Source organism: Streptomyces sp. NPDC058000 (genome assembly GCF_042886435.1).
GTDB lineage: Bacteria > Actinomycetota > Actinomycetes > Streptomycetales > Streptomycetaceae > Streptomyces.
In genome coordinates, this window is the sequence record NZ_JBHVQS010000060.1 from 23,486 (window position 1) to 44,162 (window position 20,677).

Below are 20,677 nucleotides of genomic sequence, written 5' to 3' on the forward strand. Positions count from 1 at the left end.
CCTATCGGCCTTCTGGGGGATACCGGCCGGGGGTCTCGCCCAGCAGGATCCGTTCGAGTCCGGCCCGGCCCGGCAGGCGGGCGGGTCTGACCACTTCTCCGGTGCGGACGAAGAGGAACGCCGTGCCGACCTCGGAGGGGGCCAGGCCGAACCGCTCGGCCCAGGCCAGGCGGTAGACGGCCAACTGGAGGGGGTCCGCGCCGCCGGCACCGGAGGGGAGGTTCCGGCCGGTCTTCCAGTCGACGATCTCGAAGCGGTCGCCGTCCCGGCCGGGCTCCTTGTAGACCGCGTCGATGCGGCCACGGATCACCCGCCCGGCGAGCGTCATCCGGAACGGGACCTCCACCCGGAACGGGGTCCGGTGCGCGTACGGCGTCCGGGCGAACGCCTCCTTCAGGGCCGCCAGGTCCTGCTCGTCGGCGATCTCCGCGGCCTCGCCGGGCTCGGCGCCGGGCAGCTCCTCCGGGCCGAGCAGCGGCAGCGGCAGCTCCTCGAAACGGGACTGGACCCAGGCGTGGAAGCGGGTGCCGCGGCGGGCCGCGGGCTGCGGCGGGCGCGGCATCGGACGGGCCAGCTCGCGGGCGAAGCCATCCGGGTCGGCGGCGACCTGGAGCAGCTGGGTGGCGGTCAGCGAAGCCGGCAGCGGAACGTCGCGGACCCGGGCGCGGGAGCTGCGCAGCTCGGTGGCGAGCGCCTCCAGATCGCGGTCCCAGGACGCCACTGTGCGGCGCTCCTCGGGGATCAGCGCCGGGGACTGCCGGCCCGTGGGGCCTTCGGGGCCGGGGCCGGGGCCGCCGGTGAGGGTGGCCGGGTCGGGCTCGGCGGAGCGCTGCGCGATGAGGCGGGGGCGCGGGGCCGGGGCGTCGGCGTCGGCTCCGGTTCTGGCTCCGATTCCGGCTCCGGACTGGGATGCGGTGTCGTCCCCGCCTGCGGGCTCGTCGAACGGGGTGTGACCGTCGAACAGGACGTGATCATCGGGCGCCTCGCCATACGCGTCGCGGTACGCGTCGTCGTACGGGGCGTCGTACGCGGCGTCCTCGTACGGCGGGTACGGCGGGTACTCCGCGTCCTCGTAGGTGGCCGCCCATTCCTCGTCGTCCGGTGGGGGCGGCCACTCCGGGTCGTACGCGGGGGCCGGGGTCGGCGCCGAGGAGTCCGGGGCGGTGTCCGGGGCGTAGCGGGTGAGGTGGTCGCGGACGGTGGCGGCGGCCGCGCGGCGGCGGGCCGTGGCCGTCGGGTCCAGCGGCAGCGGCCAGGGCCGGTCGGCGGCGGCCTCGGCGAGGGCCGGGTTCTCGGCGTCCTCCTCGGGCGGGTCGGCCCAGAACTCGATCTCGCCGTGGCCGGCCTCGCAGTGCTCGCGGAGCGCCTCCAGGAAGGCCGACGGACCACGGGGACGCTTCTGGCTGGGGCCCCACCAGTGGCCGGAGCCGAGGAGGAGGGAGCGGGGGCGGGTGAAGGTGACGTAGCCCAGGCGGAGCTCCTCGGTCTCCTGGTGGTGCCGCATCGCCTCCTTGAAGTCCTTGACGCCGCGGGCGGTCCACTCCGCCACGTCGGGCAGGGTCGCGGCGTCGCCGCGGAGGGCGTGCGGCAGGACCTTGGCGCGGCTGATCCAGGACTCGCGGGCCTGCTCGCTGGGGAACTGCTTGGTCACCAGGCCGGGCGCCGCGACCACGTCCCATTCCAGGCCCTTGGACTTGTGGGCGGTGAGCACCTTGACGGTGTTCTCGCCGCCCGGGAGCGAGCTGTCCAGGCCCTTCTCGTACTGGACGGCGGTGCGCAGGAAGCCGAGGAAGGCGAGCAGGGTCGCCTCGCCGTCGAGGGCGGCGCCGCCCTCCTTGGCGGCGAACCCGGCGGCGATGTCGAGGAAGGTGCCCAAGGTCTCCCGGCGGCGGGCGGCGAGGGCGTGCGGCGAGGCGGACAGCTCGACCTCCAGGCCGGTGACGGCGAGGATCCGGTGGAGCACGTCCATCAACGGGTCGGCGAGCGAGCGCCGCAGATCGCGGAGTTCGGCGGCCAGGCGGGCGAAGCGGACCGTGGCCTCCGGGGAGAACGGCAGGCCGTCGTCGGGCCCGCCGGACTCCAGGAAGGTGTCCAGCGCGTCCGCGAGCGAGACCGTCTCGGCCGGGTCGACGCCCTCGACGGCCGCGGCGAGACGCCGCTCGGGGTCGTCGGCGGGGGAACCGTGGGAGGAGGGGTGGGCCAGCACGCGGGCCCGGCGGCCCAGCAGGGCCAGGTCGCGGGGGCCGATCCGCCAGCGGGGGCCGATCAGCAGGCGGACCAGGGAGGCGTTGGCCGTCGGGTCCTGGAGGACCTCGCAGACCGCGACCAGGTCGGCGATCTCGGGGAGGTGGAGCAGCCCGGAGAGGCCGACGACCTCCACCGGGACGTCCCGGGCGACCAGCTCGCCCTGGATGCCGGCGAAGTCGGCGGCGGTGCGGCACAGCACCGCGATCCCGCCGGGCGGGGTGCCGGTGCGGACCAGGTGGGCGAGGGAGTCGGCGAGCCAGGTGAGCTCTTCGCCGTGGGTGGGCAGCAGGGCGCAGCGGACCACGCCGTCCCGTTCGGCGCCGGGGGCCGGACGCAGCGCTTCCACGCCGGCGTGCATCGCGCGCAGCGGGGCGGCGAGGCGGTTGGCGAGGTCCAGGAGGCGGCCGCCGCTGCGACGGTTCTCGCTGAGGGCGAAGCGGCGGGCCGGGGTGCCGTCGGCGAACGGGAAGTGGGCGGGGAAGTCGTCGAGGTTGGCGACGGAGGCGCCGCGCCAGCCGTAGATGGCCTGGCAGGGGTCGCCGACGGCGGTGACCGCATGCCCGCTGGCGGTCCCGGGGCTCGTCCCTGTGGCGGCCCCGGTGTCAGTCCCCGTGGCGGTCCCCGTGGCAGTCCCGGCTCCGGCGCCGAAGAGGCCGGAGAGCAGCAACCGCTGGGCGACGGAGGTGTCCTGGTACTCGTCGAGGAGGACGACCCGGAACTCGTCGCGGAGCAGCGCGCCGACCTCCGGGCGGGTGGTGGCCAGGGTGGCCGCGAGGGCGATCTGGTCGCCGAAGTCCAGCAGGTCGCGGCGGCGCTTCTCGCGGCGGTAGGCGCCGACCAGGTCGAGGAGTTCCAGCCGGCCGCGGGCGGCCTCGGGGACCTTGCGCAGATCGGCGTTGCTGAGCTTGGCGCCCTCCAGGGCGGCGAGCAGGGCGGTGTCGTGGGCGAGCAGGGCGGCCGGATCCACCAGGTGCTCGGCCAACTCGCCGTCGAGGGCGAGGAGGTCCTCCACCAGAGTGGGCAGCGAGGTGGTGAGCGACGGGTACGGACCGGGGGCGGCGCGCAGGGTGCGGGCGGCGAGCTGGAAGCGGGTGGCGTCGGCGAGCAGCCGGGCGCTGGGCTCCAGGCCGATGCGCAGGCCGTGGTCCTTGAGGAGCTGGCCGGCGAAGGCGTGGTAGGTGGAGATCCGCGGCTCCCCGGAGGGCGTCTCGGCGCCCGGGGCGTACTCGGCGGGGCCGGGCGCAGCGCTCCCGACCGGGCCGGTGGCCGGGTGGGGGGCGGGCGCTTCGGGGTCGGTGACGCCGGCCGCCAGGAGGGCCGCGCGGACGCGTTCGGCCAGCTCCCCCGCCGCCTTGTTGGTGAACGTCAGCCCGAGGACCTGCTCGGGGGCGACCTGGCCGGTGCCGACCAGCCACACCACCCGCGCGGCCATCACCGTGGTCTTGCCCGAACCGGCTCCGGCCACGATGACCTGCGGCGCGGGCGGGGCCGTGATGCAGGCCGTCTGCTCCGGGGTGAACGGGATGCCGAGCAGCTCCTTGAGCTGCTCGGGGTCGGTGATGCGGGCTGACACGGCTGACACATCGGACACCGTAACGGCCGCCACCGACAATCCCGCCCCGAACGGTGTCCGTGCAGGTCAGCGCGGTGCACGGACCGTCGGTCGACTTACTCCACGATCTGCCGGCCCTCCGGCCGCGCGCTGCACGAGGCCCGGAAGGCACAGTGCGTGCAGTGCGCGCCGGTGGTGGGCGTGAAGCGCTCCTCCAGAACGCGGCCGGCGGCGGTGGCGAGCAGATCGCCGACCCAGTCGTCCTCCAGCGGTGGCTGCGCCTGGACGGCGGGCAGCGCGTCACCGCCCTCCTTGCGGGGTGCGCCCAGCCGCAGGTGGACGAGTTCGGCGCCGCCCGGTTCCGGCCGGCTCCCGTCGAAGGCGTCGTCGAGGGCGCCCTCGCGGACCGCGAGCTGGTAGACGGCGAGCTGCGGGTGGCGGGCGACCTCGGGGCCGGTCGGCTTCTGCTTGCCGGTCTTGAAGTCGACGACGTAGGCGCGGCCCTGGGCGTCCCGTGCCACGTGGTCCATGCTGCCGCGGATGCGGACCTCGTAGGCGCCGGCGTCGAGGGTGACGTCGAAGCCGTGCTCGGTGGCGACGGTGTCCCGGCCGAGGGTCTCGCGCTCCATGACGTGCCAGCGCAGGAAGCGTTCCAGGGCGGCGCGGGCGCTGTCCTTCTCCTGGCGGGACTTCCAGGGGGCGTCGAAGGCGAGCGCGTCCCACACCGAGTCCAGCCGCGCCATCAGGACGGACAGGTCGGCCGGGGTGCGGCCGGAGGCGACCTCGTCGGCGAGCACGTGGACGACGTTGCCGAAGCCCTGGGCGGCGGTGGCCGGGGCGTCGGCCTTCACCTCGCGCCCCAGGAACCACTGGAGCGCGCAGGTGTTCGCCAGTTGGTCGAGGGCGCTGCCGGAGAGCACCACGGGCCGGTCGCGGTCGCGCAGCGGGACGGCGTTGTGGGTGGGCTCGTACAGGCCCCACCAGCTGTCCGGGTGCGCGGCCGGCACCAGCGGGTACCCGTCGTCGTCACGCAGCGCGGCCAGCCTGGCCAGCCGCTGGGCGGCGGCCTCGCGCAGCGCCGGCCCGGCCTCCGGATCGACGGTGGTGGCGCGCAGCTCGGCGACGAGTGCGGCCACCGTCAACGGGCGACGGGGGCGCCCGGGGACGTCCTGAGGGGTGACGCCCAACTCGGTCAGGAACCGGGACGGTTGGTCGCCGTCCTCGGCCGCGGCCTTCACGGCGGTGACCACCAGGCGCTCCCGGGCCCGGGTCGCGGCCACGTAGAACAGTCGGCGCTCCTCGGCGAGCAACGCGCCCGGGGTGAGCGGTTCGGCCAGACCGTCCCGGCCGATCCGGTCCGCCTCCAGGAGCGAGCCGCGCCGGCGCAGGTCGGGCCAGAGGCCCTCCTGGACCCCGGCGACCACGACGAACCGCCATTCCAGGCCCTTGGCGCGGTGCGCGGTCATCAGGCGTACGGCGTCGGGGCGGACCGTCCGGCGGGTGAGGGTGTCCGCGGCGATGTCCTGGGCGTCCAGCTCCTCCAGGAAGTTCCGGGCGCCGCGGCCGCCGGTGCGCTCCTCGGCGCGGGCCGCGGTCTCGAACAGGGCGACCACCGCGTCCAGGTCCCGGTCGGCGTTGCGGCCGGCGGCCCCGCCGCGCCGGGCGGCCCGCTCCAACCGCCCCGGCCAGGGGGTGCCGTCCCACAGCTCCCACAGCGCTTCCTCGGCCGTTCCGCCGCCGGCGAGGAGTTCCCGGGCCTTGCGCAGCAGCAGGCCGAGCCGCTGGGCACCACGGGCGTAGCCGGGGTCGTGCGCCACCAGGCGCTCGGGCTCGGCCAGTGCGCGGGCGATCAGCTCGTCGGACGGGGGCGGCAGCGGCTGGCCGGCCGCCCGCTCCTCCTCGCGGAGCGCCCGGCCCAGCCGCCGCAGATCGGCGGCGTCCATGCCGCCCAGGGGGGAGGTCAGCAGGTCGATGGCGGTCTCGGGGTCGATCCGGAGGGCGGTCGTACGGTCCGGTGCGTCGTCCTGGGCTACGGAAGTGTCGTTCTGGGCTACTGAGGCGTCGTCCTGGGCTACGGACGCGTCCGTTCCGTCCGGAACTGCGTCGGGGGCATGGGGGGCATCGGGCACATCGGGGGACTCGCCGACCTCTCCGACCTCAGTGAGCTCAGCAGCGCCACCGGCAGCGCTGCGGCCGTCGGTGGCGGGCCCGGCCGGTGCCGGTGCCCCCGCGGCCACCCGCAGGGCGGTCAGCAGCGGGCCGACCGCCGGTTCGTGGCGGAGCGGCAGGTCGTCGCCGTCGATGTCGAGCGGGACCCCGGCGGCGCTGAGCGCACGGCGCACGGCGGGGATCGAACGCCCCCCGGCGCGTACCAGTACCGCCATCTCGCGCCAGGGCACCCCCTCCTCCAGGTGGGCGCGGCGCAGCAGGTCGGCGATGTTGTCCAGCTCGGCGCCGGAGGTCGGGTAGGTGTACGCCTCGGCCCGGCCGCCGTCCCGTACGGGCGCCGGTTCGCGGTGGGCGCGGACGGCGTCGGCCGGGAGGCGGGTGAGCGGCATCCGGCGGGTGATCAGGCGGGTGGCGGCCAGCAGGGCGGCGCCGGAGCGGCGCGAGGTGCGCAGGACGGCCACCGGGGCGGGGGTGCCGTCGGCGCACCGGAAGGTCTCCGGGAAGTCGAGGATGCCGTTGACGTCGGCGCCCCGGAAGGCGTAGATCGACTGGTCGGGGTCTCCGAAGGCGAGCAGCGTGCGGCCCGGGGAACCGGCTGCGGCCGGTGCGCCCTGGTGGCCGGCGAGCGCCCGCAGCAGCCGTACCTGGGCGGCGTCGGTGTCCTGGTACTCGTCGACGTAGACCGCGTCGTACGCGCCGGCCAGTTGGGCGGCGCCCTCCGGGCCCTCGGCCAGCAGCACCGCGCGGTGCACCAGCTCGGCGTAGTCCAGCACCCCTTGGGCGTCCAGGACGTCGAGGTACTCGGCGAGGAAGGCGGCCGCGGCCCGCCAGTCGGGACGGCCGGTGCGGCGGGCGAAGGCGCCCAGCGCGTCCGGGCCCAGGCCCAGCTCACGGCTGCGGGCCAGCACCGCGCGGACCTCGTCGGCGAATCCGCGGGTGGTCAGGCAGGCCCGCAGCTCGTCCGGCCAGCTCACCCGGGCCCGACCGGCGCCGGCCAGCTCCGCCTGGCCTTCCAGGAGCTCGCGGACGACCAGGTCCTGTTCGGGGCCGGACAGCAGCCGCAGCGGGTCGGCGAAGAGGTCGGCGTCCTGGTGGGCGCGGACCAGGGCGTAGCAGAAGGAGTGGAAGGTGGTGGCCTGGGGGACGCCCGGCCGGTGCCCTCCTGGATGCCCCGCCGGCGGTCCGTCCGGGTCGGCCAGGCGGGCGGCCAGCCGGTCGCGGAGGGCGACCGCGGCCTTCCGGCTGAAGGTGAGGACGAGGATCCGCTCGGGGTCTCCCCCCTCCCGGATGCGGCGCACCACGGACTCCACCAGGGTCGTGGTCTTGCCCGTCCCCGGGCCGGCGAGGACCAGCAGCGGCCCGTTCCGGTGCGCCACCACGGTGCGCTGGGCGGCGTCCAGGACGGGTGGCGCGGTCCGCTCCGGCGGGGTGCGCACCAGCCGGTACGCGCCGGGGGCGCCCCGCCGCGCCGCCTCGCGGGGCTGCGCCGGCGGAACGGCCGGAAGGGAGGAACTCACGTGGATCGCCGGTCCTGGGAGGGAGGTGCTGGTCGTGGTGCGGGGGTGCCGGACGGTGCCGGCAGTGCCACCGGCCGTCCGGGCCGTCGGGGTGCCCGCGGCGGGCCGCGTCCGGAACGGCAGTCTTCGACCGTACCGGGTCGAGGGGCCAACCCTAGGTCCTGTCCGGACCCCGATCCGCCGGGCGGGCCCTCAGGGCCTTCGGTGGATCACACCGCGGACCCGGCCCTGATCCGCGGACCCGGCCCCGATCCGCCGGACCGGCCCTAGGCTCCGTCGCCGCCGTCCCACCGCGCCCGGCGCATGTCGATCCGCGGTATGTGGCCCTCGGACGCCGCCGGGGCTCCCTTCAGGGGCGTGCCCTCGTCCCGGTAGTGGGTCAGGGCGCGCAGTTCGTTCCCGGGGAGCAGGACGCCGTCCGCGCGCACCACCCGCCACCAGGGCACCGCGCCGCCGTAGAGGGCCATCACCCGCCCCACCTGCCGGGGGCCGCCCGGCGCCGGTCCGTGCGGGTGTTCCTCGTCCTTGAGCCACTCGGCGACGTCGCCGTACGTCATGACCTTGCCGGGTGGGATCAGCTCGGCGACGCCGAGGACCCGCTCCGCGTAGTCGGGCAGCTCGACGGCGGCGCCCGGTGTGTCGTCCGGCGCGGCCCGGTCACCGGCGGCGCCGGCGCTGTCCGTGCCGTCCGTACTGTCCGTGGATCCGGTCCCCTTCATTCGGCCCATCCTGCCGCACAGCACCGACAATGGGCTTGGACGTCCGGTCCCCCGCCGGCCGGGAAAGGCCCGGAATGCGGTGGAGACCCTGTGCGGTGGCTGTGATTCCGCTTCCCGCGGCCCCCAAATGCACCCTGATGCCTCCCCGGATCGGACGGCCATGCCACCATCTTCCGGACGGTGACTGGTGATACGAGATCGAGAAGAGACAGCCGAGCAGCAGGGTGCGGCGCCTCCCCGGGAGGCGGGCGCCCCTGACGTGCTGGTCACCGGCACCACCCCGGAACCGACCGCAGGGACCGCGCAGCCGCAGGCGCCGCGGGCGGCCGAAGAGGGGAAGCAAGAACGGGAGCCGACCACGGCCCCCGCTACCGAAAAGGCGAGCACGATCGAGAAGGCCGAACGACCCGAGGCGTCCGCGAGGCCGGGACGGCCCACGGCGCCCGAGCCACCAGAGCGGCACCAGCCCGTCCGGCGGACGAAGGAGAGCGACCAGGGCGACCGGCAGCCGGACGAACGGCTGGAGCACCACAAGACCGCCGACGACGCGCCCCGCACGGGCGCGCACCGCTTTGAGGACGGCTCCCAGGGCACCGGCGAGTTCCACGTCGACCGGCTCGCGGTGGACGAGCCGCTGCTGCCCGCGCGGGTGCACCGCCCAGCCGACCTGCTGCGACTGCTGCTCGGCGTCGCCGGGATCGCGCTGGTGCTGGCGCTGGCGACCTTCGCGCACGGCACCACCCAGGGCCTGAAGAACGACATCGGGCAGAGCGCCGGGGCGGCCCCACCGCTGCTGATCAACCTGGCGGGGCTGGCGTCCAGCGTCCTGGTGCTGATCGTGCCGGTGGCGTTCGCCGTGGAACGCCTGGTCAAGCGGGACGGGCTGCGGATCGCGGACGGCGTGCTGGCCGCCGTCCTGGCGCACGGGGTGTCACTCGCCACCGACCTGTGGGTGGCCGAGGCCGCCCCCGCCTCGATCCGTAGCGCGCTCACCCAGCCGCTGGCCAACGGGGCGCTCTCCCCGCCGGTGCACAGCTACCTGGCCCCGGTGATCGCCTACATGACGGCGGTGGGGATGTCCCGGCGCCCCCGCTGGCGGGTGGCGATGTGGTGCGTCCTGCTGCTGGACGCCTTCGCGGTGCTGATCGGGCGGTACACCACCCCGTTCGCGATCGTGGTGACCGTGCTGATCGGCTGGACCGTCGCCTTCGGCACCCTCTACGCCGTCGGCTCGCCCAACGTCCGCCCCACCGGCCAGAACCTCCTCGCGGGCCTGCGCCGGGTCGGCTTCCGGCCGGTCAGCGCGATGCGCGCGGAGGACATCGGCGACCCGGACAACCCGGCCCAACCCGAGCACGCCGACCGGGGCCGCCGCTACCTCGTCAGCCTGGAGGACGGCCCGCCGATCGACGTCACCGTCGTCGACCGCGAGCAGCAGGCGCAGGGCTTCTTCTACCGGGTGTGGCGGCGGCTGTCGCTGCGCGGGATCAACCAGCGCCGCAGCCTCCAGTCCCTGCGGCAGGCCCTGGAGCAGGAGGCGCTGCTGGCGTACGCGGCGATCGCGGCCGGGGCCAACGCGCCCAAGCTGATCGCCACCTCCGAACTGGGCCCGGACGCGGTGATGCTGGTCTACGAGCACATCGGCGGCCGCAGCTTCGACGCACTGGCCGACGAGGAGATCACCGACGAGCTGATGCACAGCGCCTGGCGGCAGGTGGCCGCGCTGCAATCGCGGCGGATCGCCCACCGGCGGCTGGTCGGGGACGCCCTGCTGGTGGATCGTTCCGGCAACATCGTGCTGACCGATCTGCGGGGCGGCGAGATCGCCGCCGGCGACGTGGTGCTGCGGATGGACATCGCCCAGCTGCTGGCCACCTGCGGGCTGCGGGTCGGCGCCGAACGGGCGGTCGCCGCGGCCGTCGAGGTGCTCGGCCCGGACGCGGTCGCCGACAGCCTGCCGCTGCTCCAGCCGATCGCGCTCAGCCGCACCACCCGGGCCACCCTGCGCCAGCTGGCCCGGGAGCGGTCCAAACGGGAGCGGGAGGCGGTGCTGGCCGCCTCGCAGGCCGCGAAGGAGGCGCGGGAGGCCCGGGACTCCCAGGGCCCCCAGGACCGCAAGGCGCAACGCGCGATGCGGAACGCGGAGAAGACCGCCGAGAAGCGGGCCCTGGAAGAGGCGTCGGAGGAGGCCCTGGAGGAGGATCTGCTCGCCCAGATCCGCCGGCAGGTCCTGCTGATCCGGCCGACCGCGGTGATCGAGCCGGCGAAGCTGGAGCGGCTGAGTCCGCGCATCCTGATCAGCTGGATCGCCGGTGCGTTCGCGGCGTACGTGCTGCTGTCGCAGCTCACCAACTTCAACCTCGGCGATGTGATCAACCAGGCCCGGTGGGTGTGGGTGCTGGTGGCGGCGTTCTTCTCGGCGCTGACGTACGTCGCGGCGGCGATGAGCCTGCTGGGATTCGTCACCGAGAAGGTCTCGTTCCTACGGACGCTGCTCGCGCAGGTCGCGGGCGACTTCGTGAAGCTGGTGGCGCCCACGGCGATCGGCGGGGTGGCGCTGAACACCCGCTTCCTCCAGCGGGCCGGGGTGCGGCCCGGCCTGGCGGTGGCGAGCGTCGGCGCGTCCCAGCTGTTCGGGCTGGGCAGCCACATCGTGCTGCTGCTGGCGTTCGGCTATCTGACCGGCACCGAGCACGCGCCGCAGATCTCGCCGTCCCGGACGGTCATCGCCGGTCTGCTGACGGTGGCGGTGCTGGTCCTGGTCGTCACGGCGGTCCCGGTGCTGCGCAAGTTCGTGGCGACCCGGCTGCGGTCGCTGTTCGCCGGGGTGGTGCCGCGGATGCTGGACATCCTCCAGCGGCCGCGGAAGCTGGTCACCGGCATCGGCGGGATGCTGCTGCTGACGGTGGCGAACGTGATGTGCCTGGACGCCTCGATCCGGGCGTTCGGCGGCGGCGACAAGATCAGCTACGCCGGTATCGCGGTGGCCTTCCTGGCGGGTAACGCGCTGGGCTCTGCGGCGCCGACGCCGGGCGGGGTGGGCGCCGTGGAAGCCGCGCTGGTCGGTGCGCTGACCTTCGGCGGGCTGCCGGCCGACACGGCGGTCCCGGCGGTGCTGCTCTTCCGGTTGGTGGTCTTCTGGCTGCCGGTGCTGCCGGGCTGGCTGGCCTTCACCTTCCTCAGCCGCAAGGGCGAGATCTGAGCGAGCACGGCGCGCCGTGGGCAGTCGCCTGACGGGTCACTTCGGTGGGGTGACGATCTGGTGCCAGATCGTCACCGCGGTCGCCACCTGCGCGATCAGGAAGGCGATCACCCCGGAGAGGCCGTGCGCCTGATAGATCGATGTCACCAGTCCCAGGCGTCGTGTCGCGTAGGGCCGCTCACGGCTGAACGTGTCCGTATCCATCCACATGCTCGCCAGGGTCAGCACCATGAGCATCAGGATGACGTCCAGCACTGCCAAGCCCAGGTCCTTGTGGCCGATGCTGACATTGAGCGCGGCGACCACACCGATCGGGACGAGCCAGGCGATGAACAGGTTGAAGGCCCGCACTGGGCCACGCTCTCCGGGCAGTAGGCGCCACAGCGCCCCCAACACCAGTCCTGCACCGGCGAAGGAGATCTCCTGCATCAGGAAAAACCCCACCGTATCCGGAACGCCTGTTGGTGAGTTGAGCGTGAATGTCCAGTGCTTCGCACCGAATGCTTGCTTATACCAGGCGGCGACCATACTGGGAAGAATTCCGAAGATGGCGGCCCAGCGCGCGGCATTGACACCGTTTCCCCACCAGTTCCGGCATGGTCCCCAGCTAAGGGCGACGTCGACCACGGATACCGGGTCCGGTAGGCAGTCCTTGTCAGATCCGATGGGTCGCCAGTGGTTGGGTCGCCAGTGGTGCAGCAAGCGGAGTTGCTTCTCCAGGCTTTGTCTCGTCCTTTCCTTCGCCCGCCCGTGATCAACGAGGCGCAGCCGGTGGAGCAGATCGCGGCAGCGGTGGGCATCGTCCAACAGCTTCCCGTACTTTGCCGGGTCGCTCAGTTCCGCTACGACGCATTGCTTCCCTGTTTTTCGGTCCACTCGGCTCAGCACAGACCAGCGACGCCCCGCCTTCACCATGGCGTAGAGTGCGGCCATATTCATTGGTACCCATAATCCGTACACTGCCGCCACACTTCCTGCGAACAGAGTTCCCCGCAACGCCACAACGATGGCGAAGATTGCGGACACCAGCAGCAGGTCCGCCCCCTTCGGCCCAAGAGGCTTCTCTGGTTCGGTTCGGGAACTGCGGTGGAGTAGCGCCACGAGTGCGATTCCCGATAGTACCCACGTGTAGGCGTACGCCCATTCAGGGCCCCTGGATGCGAAATCCGCGAGTTGGTATCCCAGGTCGCTTCCGCGATCAGTGCGGAAAAGCACGGTTGCTTCCGCCATCCAGTTTGCACGTTTCCACCTCAGTTCAGCGGACAGTACGCGGCACGCCACCACCATGCCTGCGACCACGGCGAGCGCGGCTCCGATGGCGACGATATGGCGGAGCGGATGCTCAGGTTCGCGCTCGATTGAGGATTCATCTTGGCCTGGTTCGGTTCCGCTTGAGGGTTCGCTCACTTTTACTTCTCGCGCAAAGCGCCAGCCCCAGGCGACCATCGCGATCAGCCACAGCCACAGAATGGAAAGGTCCAGCAGGATCAGCCCAGCAATTCCCACGCCTGACAGCGGGGCTTTCGGGATGAGATTCTTCGGGAGGCCGAAGAGGCGGTGACCGAAGATCACCAGCAGACCGACCCCCGCCACCAAGAAGACGGTGACGACCATCACTACGCAAATCTTCTTCAGTCTCGGGTGACTGCCGTTTGAGCTCTGCACCACGGAAAGCCACACACAGAGGACGAGAATGGGACCCGACACGACTCCAATGAGGGCGCGCCATTGGGTTACATCGGGGGAGGGGCGGAGCACCAGAACAAACGCCAATCCGAGGACCGCGCTCACCCCTGCCCACCCCAAAACCATGATGGCCAATGTCTTTGAAGCGGTCTCCTCGGAGTTGCCGGCGTTTTTGATGCGATTAAGGAATTTCCCCGCCGACACGAAGATCACGACTGAGGCGCAGACCCACCAGGAGGTGATTCCTAGATATTTGATCCAGGCTTGGCGAATCGGTTCCAGAGAAGTAGCCCGGAGGGGCATCAATTGGACCTCAATACCCTTCGGGCTGTATGCATACCACACTCTGCTACTGTCTTTACTCGTCCTCGTTGCCCTGGGGGCTTCACTGATTCCCAGGGCGCCGGGATCGACCTCGACTTCCTGCCATGAGGATTCTCGCAGGGCGCCCTGCGAGTAGAGCCCGGCTACCCATTTTCCCGATTCGACGCTAACCGTCCATGGACCCACTTCATATTCGCCAGGTTCGTCACCGATCAGATTCCATGACCCGTAATGTACCGTGACCAGGCCTTTATCCTTGGTCGACCGGGAGCTACTGGATTTCCACTCTGGATGCCATTTCTCGAACCCCTCCCGCGTTTCACTCTCCGCGTGCAGCAGGCAGTACATGGCATTTCGGTACCTAGGGGAATCCGCGCTGAGCGTCAAGTCACCTGCGAGCCGCCACTGCCATTCCGGCACCTCGATGATTAATTCCTGCCGTACCTCGACGAAATCCTGATGCCGTTGACTGAGGGTCAGCGTGGATTTGAGGACGTTGGCCTTCGTGAGTTGCGTTGCCGGGCAATGAACCGCATCGGCGGCGTATGCCTGCGCCGGTTGTGCCGCCCAGCACCCGAGCGTCAGGCACGCGAGGACGATCCACCGCCACGCCACCGACGTCATTTCCGAGGCGGACATCCGCTGTAGGGGTCGCACACCAGGATGACCTCATAGGGGTCGCCGGCGAACTCGCCGCGGCGTGAGTGGTGCACGCCGGGGAGGAATCGCCACTGGGAGGGCTTGTTATGCCGGGTGGCGCTCACCTTCTCCACGCGGGTGTGGAGGGTGCGCGACTCCTTATCGGTCGTCTCGACCAGGGTCTCGTCCGCGGCCAGGCGAAAGTGGTCGTGCAGCAGGCACAGGCCGAAGCGCTCCAGGTTGCCGTGTCGTTCCAGGACCGCGACCAGGTCTTGGACGAATGCCGCGTCCTGCGGCCCGAGAGGTTCGGCCTCCTCGAACCGCGGGAGGCTCGACCGCGGGTTCGTCTCCTGAGTGCTCACCTCTGCCTCCACTACGTAGAGCGTTGATGTGATCACGATAAGTGGCGGCTGGGTGGCCGGCAACAGGACGGCGCGGCGGGAGTCCATGCAGGCCGGACGCCTCGTCGGGCCCGGGCTCGGGGCGTCCGGAACCGTCTTCCGGCAGCACAACGGCGGGCCGCGACGTCATCGCCACGACCCGCCGGGGTGAATGCTCAGTAGACGGGCTTCTCAGGCTCGACGGTGTTGACCCAGCCGATGACGCCGCCGCCGACGTGCACCGCGTCGGCGAAGCCCGCGGCCTTGAGGACCGCGAGGACCTCGGCGGAGCGGACGCCGGTCTTGCAGTGCAGGACGATCTTCTTGTCCTGGGGGAGGTCCTGGAGGGCGGTGCCCATCAGGAACTCGTTCTTCGGGATCAGTCGGGCGCCGGGGATCGAGACGATCTCGTACTCGTTGGGCTCCCGGACGTCGATGATGTCGATCTTCTCGTCGGCGTCGATCCACTCCTTGAGCTGCCGCGGAGTGATCGTCGAACCGGCCGCCGCCTCCTGGGCCTCCTCGGAGACCACACCGCAGAACGCCTCGTAGTCGATCAGCTCGGTGACGGTCGGGTTCTCGCCGCAGACCGCGCAGTTGGGGTCCTTGCGGACCTTGACCTGGCGGTATGTCATCTCCAGCGCGTCGTAGATCATCAGGCGGCCGACCAGCGGGTCACCGATGCCGGCGAGCAGCTTGATGGCCTCGTTGACCTGGATCGAGCCGATGGAGGCGCAGAGCACGCCGAGCACGCCGCCCTCGGCGCAGGACGGCACCATGCCGGGCGGCGGGGGCTCCGGGTACAGGCAGCGGTAGCAGGGGCCGTGCTCGCTCCAGAACACCGACGCCTGGCCGTCGAAGCGGTAGATGGAACCCCAGACGTACGGCTTGTTCAGCAGCACGCAGGCGTCGTTGACGAGGTAGCGGGTGGCGAAGTTGTCCGTGCCGTCGACGATCAGGTCGTACTGGGCGAAGAGCTCCATGACATTGGTGGAGTCCAGGCGCTCTTCGTGGAGGTTGACCGTGACGTACGGGTTGATGCCGACCACCGTGTCCTTGGCGGAGGCGGCCTTGGAACGGCCGATGTCCGCCTGGCTGTGGATGATCTGGCGCTGCAGGTTCGACTCGTCGACCTCGTCGAACTCCACGATGCCCAGGGTGCCGACGCCGGCCGCGGCCAGGTACATCAGCGCGGGCGAACCCAGGCCGCCGGCGCCGACACACAGCACCTTGGCGTTCTTCAGCCGCTTCTGCCCGTCCATCCCGACATCGGGGATGATCAGGTGGCGGGAGTACCTGCGGACCTCGTCGACGGTGAGCTCAGGAGCGGGCTCGACCAGGGGTGGCAGCGACACGGGGACTCCGTTGGTCGGTCTCGATGGGCTTCCCCCGCCCCGGCCGGAACCGGGAACGGTGGAGATTGTTCTTCCCGTAACACTGCCACGCCCTTCTTCATTCCGAGACACCTGGTCCGATGCGCGAGACGAATCCGTCCCAGTAGCCGGGCAGCGGCTCCCAGGTGTCGCCGCCGGCCGTGGTCGTCCCGCCGGCCCGGCGCGCGGTGGGCGGCGGAGACCGGCTCGGCCAAGGGGCGGGCACCCCGCCCCCTGCCCAGGTGTCTCAACAGGCGGACATCCGTCTCACAGATCCGTGCGGCGGCCGGGAGGCCGGGACGGGTCGAGCCGGGCGCCGGTGTCCGAAGGCGTGCTCAGATACGACATGCGGCCTCCATCCAGATGTCGGCGAGGGACTCCTCCAGAACGATCCGCGGGCGCCAACCGAGCCGGTCGCGGGCGGTGCGCACATCGGCCTGCTGCCAGGTGCCGCAGCCGTCCGGATACGGGTACGCGGTGAGCGGCGCGCCGGCCGCGTGCCCTTCGGCGGCCGGGGCCGGGATCACCAACCGGGCCGGCGGCGAGTCGAGTTCGTGCAGCGAGCCGCCGAACCCGGCGACCCGGGCGAGCACCGCGGCCGCCTCCCGCAGCCGCACCGCGCGCCCGGTCCCGATGTTGACCACGCCCTGCGCGGCGGAGAGCGAGGCGGCGTGCACCGCCCGGGCCACGTCCCGGACGTCGACGAAGTCCCGCTGCACGCCCAGGCCGCCCAGCTTGAGCTCGCTGTCCCCGGACTGCATGGCACGCCGCATCGCCTCGGCGAGCCGGCCCAGCGGCGACCCGGCCGGGGTGCCCGGGCCGACCGGCGAGAAGACCCGCAGCACCACGGCGTCGAGCCCGGAGCCCAGCACCAGTTCGGTGGCGGCCAGCTTGCTGACCCCGTACGGGCCGCCGGGGCGCGGCACCGCGTCCTCGGCGGTGGACGAGCCGGGCTGCGAGGGCCCGTACTCGGAGGCGCACCCCAGGTGGACCAGGCGGGCGCCGCAGCCGCTGCGGCGCAGCGACTCGCAGATGGTGGCGACCGCGACGGTGTTGTGCCGGGTCAGCTCCCGGGCGCCGCCGCGGGTGGTGCCGGCGCAGTTGACCACCACGCCGGGGTGCACCGCGTCGAGGAAGCGGGTGAGCGCCCCGGGGCTGCCGGTGGCGAGGTCGAAGCGGACGTCGGCGTCGTCTCCCCGGCCGAGGGCGGTGAGCTGGACGGCGGGGTCGGCGAGCAGGCGGTCGGCGACGTAGCGGCCGAGGTACCCGTTCGCGCCGATGAGCAGCACCCTCATCGTGCGGCCCCCCTGCGCGCGTGCCGTGTGGTCGGGTGGACGTTCATGTGTGGACTCCTCATGCGGATCGAGGGAAGCGGGCCAATGCCTCCGGCTCCGGCCGCGGATTCGGCGTCCGCCCCTGGGGGCGGGGGCCCGGTGGGGGGTGGGGTCCGCGGCGCGGTGGCCGGGGCGGGCGGGGCGACGGCACCGGGGCGCCGCGCCGCGGGGAAAGCGGGGTACGGGGGCCCGTACGGGCCGGTGGGGCAGCTCATGACCGGCGGGCCTCCACCGGGTCGAGGGTGGGGGTACCCCCGCGCCGGTCGGGCGTGGGGGAGGGCGGGTGCGCGCAGGCGCCGGTGAGCGCCCGCAGGCCGTGGACGAGGAGGCCCAGCGCGGCGAGGGTGCCGGCGACGGCGGGGACCGCGGCGAGCCCGGCGGCGCGGACCAGGGCCTCCACCGGGACGCCGAGCGGGGCCAGACCGGGGAGCCGGGCGGCCAGGACTAGGGCCAGCACCGCCGCTTCCAGCGCGGCGGCGGTGCCGAGGCCGGCCGCGGCGGCCGTCGGGAAGCCGTGCACCGCGAGCAGCCGGGCGAGGAAGAGCAGCACCGCCAGCGCGCAGACCGCCGGGACGGCCGACCGGCCGCCGGGGCTCCCCACGCCGGCGAGGAGCAGGTGGGCGCCGAGCGTCAGCGCCACCGTGGCGACGAGGAAGAGCAGGGTGGCGCCGGCCAGCAACGGCCGCACGCGGGAGGCGAGTTCGGCCAGCGCGCGGCTGGTGGCCAGTCCGCGTCGGGCCCGGACCGCGAACCAGTGGGCGCAACCGGCGGCCGGGGCGAGCGCGCAGGCCAGCGCCACCGCGGCGGCGACGGCCGCCCGGGGGTGCGGGCCGGGCACGTCGGGTCCGCCGGAGCGCAGCTGCGCCAGCAGCCAGTCGCCGTAGACCGCGTACCCGACCGTCCAGGCGGCCCACAGCACCGCCGTCCGGGATCCGGGACCGCGCCGCAGCCGCAGCGGCCCGTGCCGCAGCGCCAGCCGCAGCGCGAGGACGGTGAACAGCAGCCCGGCCGCGTCGACTGTGGGCAGGAGAGGCATGGGTGAGGGTTTGACGGAGGCGTGGGCGGCGACCGTGGCGAGGCCGATCGCGCCGGGCAGCAGCTGCACCGCGGCGCGGGCGACCCGGGAGGGGGGAGCGGGCGCGGGGACCAGCGGGGCCGGGTCCGGGCCCGACTCGTCCTCCGGCTCCCCCGCGGCCCGCTGCTCCGGTTCGTCGGCGCGCGGGACGCGGGCGTAGAGCTCCTCGGCCAGGGAGAAGACGTCGCGGTGCCGGAAGCGGGCGGCGGCGCGGTCGGTGACCCCGTGCGCCTCCAGGCCGGCAGCGATCTCCAACGGGTCAATGGCCCGTTCGCACAAGGTGCGGTGACGGTGCATCAGGATCTTGACGGGGTCGGCGGGGCCGTGTCGCGGGGCCGGCCGGGGGGCGGGCGGCGCCGCGGTGCCGCTCTCCGGGGCGGTCATGCGCCGTCTCCTCTCCCCCGGTCCCCGGGACAGGGGTCGGTGGCGCGGACGCCGCGGGCGGGCCGCGAGAGCCCGGCGCGCCGACCACGCCCGACGGGCGGCCGGCCCCACCTCCGGGCGCCGACCCGACTCCCCTCGTGCGCCACGTCCGCCATCCCGGTCACCAGGGCCGTGCCCACCACGCCCACCGCGCAGACCACGTCCAGCACGACTGTCACCACTGCCGCCTCCCTCACCCTCACCACACCTGCCCGGCGGCCGGTTCGCCGGCCGCCCCGTACCGTGTGCGCCGGGCCCGTCCGCCCGCCCGGTCGGCCCGTACCCAGCTCGGCGTGCGGGCGGCGCCGGTCGGCAACGGCCCGCCGGGCACCCGGGATTCCGGGGGTCGGGCGAAGGGCCGCGGGACGCCGTCCCCGGCCGTGCCGTCGCACCCCGCCGGACCGTCCGGTGCGTGCGCGATCAGCTCCAGATAGATGCCACGAAATGCCGCGATGTTCTGCTCGACGGTGAAGAGTTCGAGGGCCCGGGCGCGGGCCGCGGCGCCCAGCCGGGCGCGCCGCTCCGGGTCGGCGAGCAGTGCCCGGCAGGCGTCGGCCAGCGCGCGGGGGTTGCGCGGCGGGACCACCAGACCGGTGCCGCCGATCACCTCGCAGACCGCGCCGGTGTCGGTGGACACCGTGGCGCGGCCGCAGAACATCGCCTCCACCAGGGAGCGCGGGAACCCCTCGACGGCGCTGGAGAGCACCACCACCGTCGCCGAGGCGTAGGCGTCCGCCGGGGTGGGCGCGGTGGGACCGCCGAACTCCTCGAAGCTGACCGGGTTCTCCCCGGCGGACCGGGCGTCGGCGGCCTCGTCGGGGAAGAGCTGGGCGGCCAGCGCTCGGCACTGGGTGCGGTATCCGGCGGCCTCCGGGTCGGCGCCGAGGCCGCCGATGATCCTCAGGGTGGCGGCGGGGACGGCCCTACGGAGTTCGGCGAAGGCGTGCAGCAGTCCGATCAGGTCCTTGTCCGGGGCGATGGCGCCGGTCCACACCAGGGTCGCGGAATCGTCCGCGGCGGCGTCCGGGACGGCCGCGAAGGGGCCGGCGTCCCTGCCCGGGTACACCGTGCGCAGCCGGGCCGGGTCCGCCCCGCAGCGCTCCTGCCAGCGGCGGGCCCGGGTGCCGCCGGGGGTGATCAGCGCGGCCTGGGCGTAGGTCTCGGCGGCGAGGGCGCGCCGGAAGGCGGTGAGCAGCGCACGGACCGGTGCGGGGCGCGGCGCGGCGGGGTGCGCGAGGTAGTGCTCGCGCAGCCGCACGCCGTGCTCGGTGACCAGGAGCGGGGTCCCGAAGAAGCGCTTGGCCAGCAGTCCCGGGAGCGCGGCGGCACCGGCCGAGGTGGCGTGGCAGAGGTCGACCCCGGCGAGTCCGGCGTCGCCGTACCAGTCCAGGGCGAGCGGGCGGAGCGCCGACTCCAGCTCGGCTGCGACCGCCAACAGGTCGGTGACCTGGGCACTTTGGAGGGCGGGCGACGCACCGGGCCGGTGGCAGACGGCCTCCAGGACGCGGACGGCGCCCTCGGAGCGGAGCAGGGCGGGCAGCGCGGCACCGGCCCGGGCGAGGTCGGCGAGCCCGTAGAGGCCACTGGCGAAACGGTCCGCCTGGCCGTCCGCGGCGCCGTCCGCACCGGCGGCCCGCTCCCCCGCCGCCAGCACCGCGCAGGCCGCCACCAGGTCGCCGAAGTGCTCGGCGAAGCGGCGCCGGGCGCGGCGGCCGACGGCCCGGCCCCGCGGGTGCTCCGCGGCGGTCCGGCGGTGCGCCGAGGCGTCGCCCCACAGCGGCGCCTGCCCCGTGAGCCGGGCGTTGGCCGGCAGTTCGACGGGGCCGCGGGCCTCCTGCCGAGGGTGCGTGGTCAGCGCGTAGAGCGCGAAGTCATGGCCGGCGAGCCCGCGGACGAGCCGCTCGCACCATCCGTGCGCCTCACCGGACGCATAGGGATAGCCACCCTCGGTGAGCAGTCCAATGCGCACGACGGCACCCCCGTCCTCCCATATCGGCGTCCTGGCGCGGCACGACCCCCGCCACCTGCAGGAAGAAG

The 20,677-nt window shown here is 73.6% G+C and carries 11 protein-coding genes and 1 pseudogene; 1 reads left to right on the plus strand and 11 read right to left on the minus strand.

What is annotated here, in order from left to right:
* Position 1: 1 nt before the first annotated feature.
* The 3 genes from ACFVT2_RS35745 to ACFVT2_RS35755 all read right to left on the minus strand — a co-directional run bounded on the left by ACFVT2_RS35745 (position 2) and on the right by ACFVT2_RS35755 (position 8,204).
* Positions 2 to 3,820, minus strand: a complete 3,819-nt coding sequence (locus tag ACFVT2_RS35745) for a UvrD-helicase domain-containing protein (protein ID WP_390024950.1) — start codon at positions 3,818 to 3,820, stop codon at positions 2 to 4.
* A 95-nt stretch (positions 3,821 to 3,915) separates the two neighbouring features.
* Complete coding sequence (locus ACFVT2_RS35750) at positions 3,916 to 7,485, minus strand: ATP-dependent helicase (protein ID WP_390024911.1); 3,570 nt, start codon at positions 7,483 to 7,485, stop codon at positions 3,916 to 3,918.
* A 266-nt stretch (positions 7,486 to 7,751) separates the two neighbouring features.
* Positions 7,752 to 8,204, minus strand: coding sequence for an MGMT family protein (locus ACFVT2_RS35755; RefSeq protein WP_390024912.1), 453 nt, complete (start codon positions 8,202 to 8,204; stop codon positions 7,752 to 7,754).
* A gap of 187 nt (positions 8,205 to 8,391) precedes the next feature.
* Between ACFVT2_RS35755 and ACFVT2_RS35760 the strand changes: the two genes are divergently transcribed.
* A complete protein-coding gene (locus ACFVT2_RS35760; protein WP_390024914.1) occupies positions 8,392 to 11,406 on the plus strand; it encodes a lysylphosphatidylglycerol synthase domain-containing protein in 3,015 nt (1,004 codons plus the stop codon).
* 36 nt (positions 11,407 to 11,442) lie between these two features.
* Here the strand turns inward: ACFVT2_RS35760 and ACFVT2_RS35765 are convergent, their stop codons facing one another.
* The 8 genes and pseudogenes from ACFVT2_RS35765 to ACFVT2_RS35800 form a co-directional block, all read right to left on the minus strand.
* Positions 11,443 to 14,055: a DUF6185 family protein gene (locus tag ACFVT2_RS35765; protein ID WP_390024916.1), complete on the minus strand. Its 2,613-nt coding sequence runs from the start codon at positions 14,053 to 14,055 to the stop codon at positions 11,443 to 11,445.
* Entirely contained in the window at positions 14,037 to 14,417 is a 381-nt protein-coding gene (locus ACFVT2_RS35770) for a hypothetical protein (RefSeq protein WP_390024918.1), read from the minus strand. Before ACFVT2_RS35770 ends, ACFVT2_RS35765 begins: the two co-directional genes overlap by 19 nt.
* A 194-nt stretch (positions 14,418 to 14,611) precedes the next feature.
* On the minus strand, positions 14,612 to 15,790 hold the full coding sequence (gene moeZ, locus ACFVT2_RS35775; RefSeq protein ID WP_390024919.1) for an adenylyltransferase/sulfurtransferase MoeZ: 1,179 nt from the start codon (positions 15,788 to 15,790) through the stop codon (positions 14,612 to 14,614).
* Positions 15,791 to 15,887: 97 nt separating this feature from the next.
* Positions 15,888 to 15,974, minus strand: a pseudogene (locus tag ACFVT2_RS35780) (phage tail protein); the annotation flags it as partial.
* 169 nt (positions 15,975 to 16,143) lie between these two features.
* The gene (locus tag ACFVT2_RS35785; protein ID WP_390024920.1) at positions 16,144 to 17,103 is read right to left on the minus strand and encodes an NAD-dependent epimerase/dehydratase family protein; all 960 of its coding nucleotides are present in this window, start codon (positions 17,101 to 17,103) and stop codon (positions 16,144 to 16,146) included.
* Between the two features lie 250 nt (positions 17,104 to 17,353).
* Positions 17,354 to 18,601: a hypothetical protein gene (locus tag ACFVT2_RS35790; RefSeq protein WP_390024922.1), complete on the minus strand. Its 1,248-nt coding sequence runs from the start codon at positions 18,599 to 18,601 to the stop codon at positions 17,354 to 17,356.
* On the minus strand, positions 18,598 to 18,822 hold the full coding sequence (locus ACFVT2_RS35795; protein ID WP_390024924.1) for a hypothetical protein: 225 nt from the start codon (positions 18,820 to 18,822) through the stop codon (positions 18,598 to 18,600). Before ACFVT2_RS35795 ends, ACFVT2_RS35790 begins: the two co-directional genes overlap by 4 nt.
* Before the next feature lie 17 nt (positions 18,823 to 18,839).
* The gene (locus ACFVT2_RS35800; protein WP_390024926.1) at positions 18,840 to 20,609 is read right to left on the minus strand and encodes a DUF3492 domain-containing protein; all 1,770 of its coding nucleotides are present in this window, start codon (positions 20,607 to 20,609) and stop codon (positions 18,840 to 18,842) included.
* Positions 20,610 to 20,677 lie beyond the last annotated feature (68 nt).

Coding starts and splice junctions, on each gene's coding strand:
- ACFVT2_RS35755 (WP_390024912.1), bottom strand. CDS start 8,204: ATGAAGGGGACCGGATCCACGGACAGTACGGACGGCACGGACAGCGCC.
- ACFVT2_RS35765 (WP_390024916.1), bottom strand. CDS start 14,055: ATGTCCGCCTCGGAAATGACGTCGGTGGCGTGGCGGTGGATCGTCCTC.
- ACFVT2_RS35785 (WP_390024920.1), bottom strand. CDS start 17,103: ATGAGGGTGCTGCTCATCGGCGCGAACGGGTACCTCGGCCGCTACGTC.
- ACFVT2_RS35790 (WP_390024922.1), bottom strand. CDS start 18,601: ATGACCGCCCCGGAGAGCGGCACCGCGGCGCCGCCCGCCCCCCGGCCG.